This window comes from Bradyrhizobium sp. NAS80.1, from assembly GCF_001908205.1.
Classification (GTDB): domain Bacteria; phylum Pseudomonadota; class Alphaproteobacteria; order Rhizobiales; family Xanthobacteraceae; genus Bradyrhizobium.
The window spans coordinates 1-2,422 of record NZ_LGHL01000385.1 but is presented as its reverse complement, the minus strand read 5'-3'; the positions used below and the strand labels follow the sequence as shown (position 1 = coordinate 2,422).

1 protein-coding gene and 1 pseudogene are annotated in these 2,422 nt (G+C 57.2%); both read left to right on the top strand.

Annotated features, from left to right (window positions below; genetic code table 11):
• Positions 1-143: 143 nt before the first annotated feature.
• A complete protein-coding gene (locus tag AC629_RS43670; RefSeq protein ID WP_083636600.1) occupies positions 144-329 on the top strand; it encodes an ATP-binding protein in 186 nt (61 codons plus the stop codon).
• A 402-nt stretch (positions 330-731) separates the two neighbouring features.
• Positions 732-2,422: pseudogene (locus tag AC629_RS46350) on the top strand (hypothetical protein); the annotation flags it as partial.

The following is a 2,422-nucleotide window of genomic DNA, read 5'->3' as shown; positions in this document are numbered from 1 at the left end:
CGAGCGTCCGCTCGACGCTATGAGATCAACCGCTTGCCGCTTGTAGTCGTCCGCAAACGACCGACGTTGACGTCCTTCCATCCGACACCTCCTGGCTCTTCGAGCCCACTACAGGTGTCCATCAATTCGGAGGAGGTCCATGATTGCCGCCCAAGCTGCCCGCTGCCCAATGGCGCGACATGGTCGGCGAGCCAACCATCGCAGATGCTATCCTCGACCGGATCATCCACAACTCCCACCGTATCGCCCTCAAAGGCGACAGCATGCGAAGGAAAAAAGCTGCGCGCCCCTTGACCGACGTCGAAAACAGCGAAACGAATACCAACTGACTTCAACAACCAGGCAACCAAAAGCCAGCGCCCGCCACGCTGTCCGGGATTTAGCGAAACTGCCGTCCGTCAGGTAGCGAAACTGCTGTCCCGTTTTTGCGAAATACGCAGCATTCCTCTCCTTTTGCAATCAGCACCCGAACCTACCGGCTCAAGGTGGCAGCCCCGACCTTCTCAGAAATTCAACAGAACCAGGAACATCGCTAGTCACCTTTCCTCCTCACCCAGCCAGACGGGCGTATGAGGAAATGGAGGTCTCTAAACCCTTTCTTGCTGACTGGTCAGCCTTTCGTAAGTTCGTTTACCTAGTACAAAGCCCGATGCGGACGGTGATCGTCGCCTGAGGGTAGCAGACGAAAGGTCAAGGCACTCCGCACCTTATATTTTCGAGTGGAGATAGGTATGGATGGTTCGCAGTTCAATCCTCGGCAGTTGAGCCCGTTTATGCTAGGTTTCTCGAAGAATACGGATTTGCCGCTAGAGCAACGGGCCGCCGACGCAAGGCTGCAAGCGAGCTTTGAGCAGCAGTTGGGCCAGTCGCAACCCACTTCGTCTGAGGAGCATGGCGGAGAGGTCCGGAGCGGCCCCGGTTGCGTCCCGTTCGGTGCCGCGGAGGCGGTGGCGCACGGACCTGGCCCACGGCCGAAAAGTAGAGGGCCGCAGCCGGCGGAGGTCCGCGTAAGCGCCAAGCGCAACCGCTCCGAGCCCTTTGCCGAGGACGAGGAGCTTGTTTCCACCTTCAAGAAAGCGGCCCTTCATTCGAAGGCGGAGTTGAGGAACTTCAAGAGAATGGTGAGTGATCTGCACCATTTAAGTCGCTGGCTTCGCCAAGAAAATCGGAGTCCGATATCCGGCCGGTTTAACCCTGATTCTCCTGGGCATGGTTCTTTTGTTGCTGATGTGCAGGACTATCTCAGGGATGGTGGGCGCATTGCTGTCGTTTGGCAGCTGAACAAGGTTGCGCCTGGAAGCCTTCCGTCGCGAGAGCAGATAATGGAGGAGCTCCCTGCCGAAGACGCGGATCTCTTGGCAAGGTTCCGGGTAAATGCTGAGGAAGGCAACGTTGCCTCAGGCGTCATCACTAAAGCTCTTTCCGGATTTAGAACGTTTGCTCGGTGGCTCCAAGATAATAATAAGGGCACCTTGGCTTCTCTATTGCGAGGCGGTCCACTAGATGATGAAATTTCGGCGTACAGGAGCGAGGGGCGGGACCCTCGGAATCGGCTTAAATCGACTTTGAATTATCTCAGGGCGGTCTTGCCCGGGTGTGAAGAAACCAAAGGACTCGAATGCCGTGGCGTTGGTCGTCCTCGTTACCTGGCTCCTCATCCCGAAGACGCCGCCCTGATCGATGGTGCGCTTGGCCAAGCCTTGAAAGATCTTAAAACCCCGACTGCGAAGCTAAGGGAATCTTGCTACAAGCGGGCTACAGATCTTCGTTCCCTGAGTACGTGGCTTAAAGAAAATGGCGGGAAGAGCATAGCTGGCCGACTCAATGGCTCTAACGAGGAGCAGTTAATGCTGCACAACGATGTGGAAGCATTCAAACTGACGAGAGGCATATACAGTCCTGATTTGTCACATCTTCGGAGCTACTTAAAACTCGTCGAAGCGAACCAAGCCCTTGGCCTGCAAACCCGTGAGCAGTCGGCTTTGCCAGTCGGGCTATGCGCTGTGGGGTCCAGCACGCCGCGGTCGCTTCCCGCAACCCAAACCACCGCGAGCCAGGGAGCTTGGGCTCGGTTGAGACTGGAGACGCGAGAACCCGCGTCACCATCAATTGGTAGGGCTGCCTCAGACACCTACGGCGGTCTTGCGTCATTTGTTGATCTGAATGCGCCGACGCCGTTCGAACTGCGCGATGATGCCCACTTTGGGCCCGCGCCCTCTGCCAGGGCGCGTTCAGACACCTTTGGGGGTCTTGCGTCATTTGTTGATCTGAATGTGCCGACGCCGTTCGAACTGCGCGATGATGCTCACTTTGGGCCCGCGCCCTCTGCCAGAGCGCGTGCGGACACCTTTGGGGGTCTTGCGTCATTTGTTGAGCTGAATGCGCCGACGCCGTCCGAACTGCGCGATGATGCTCACTTYGG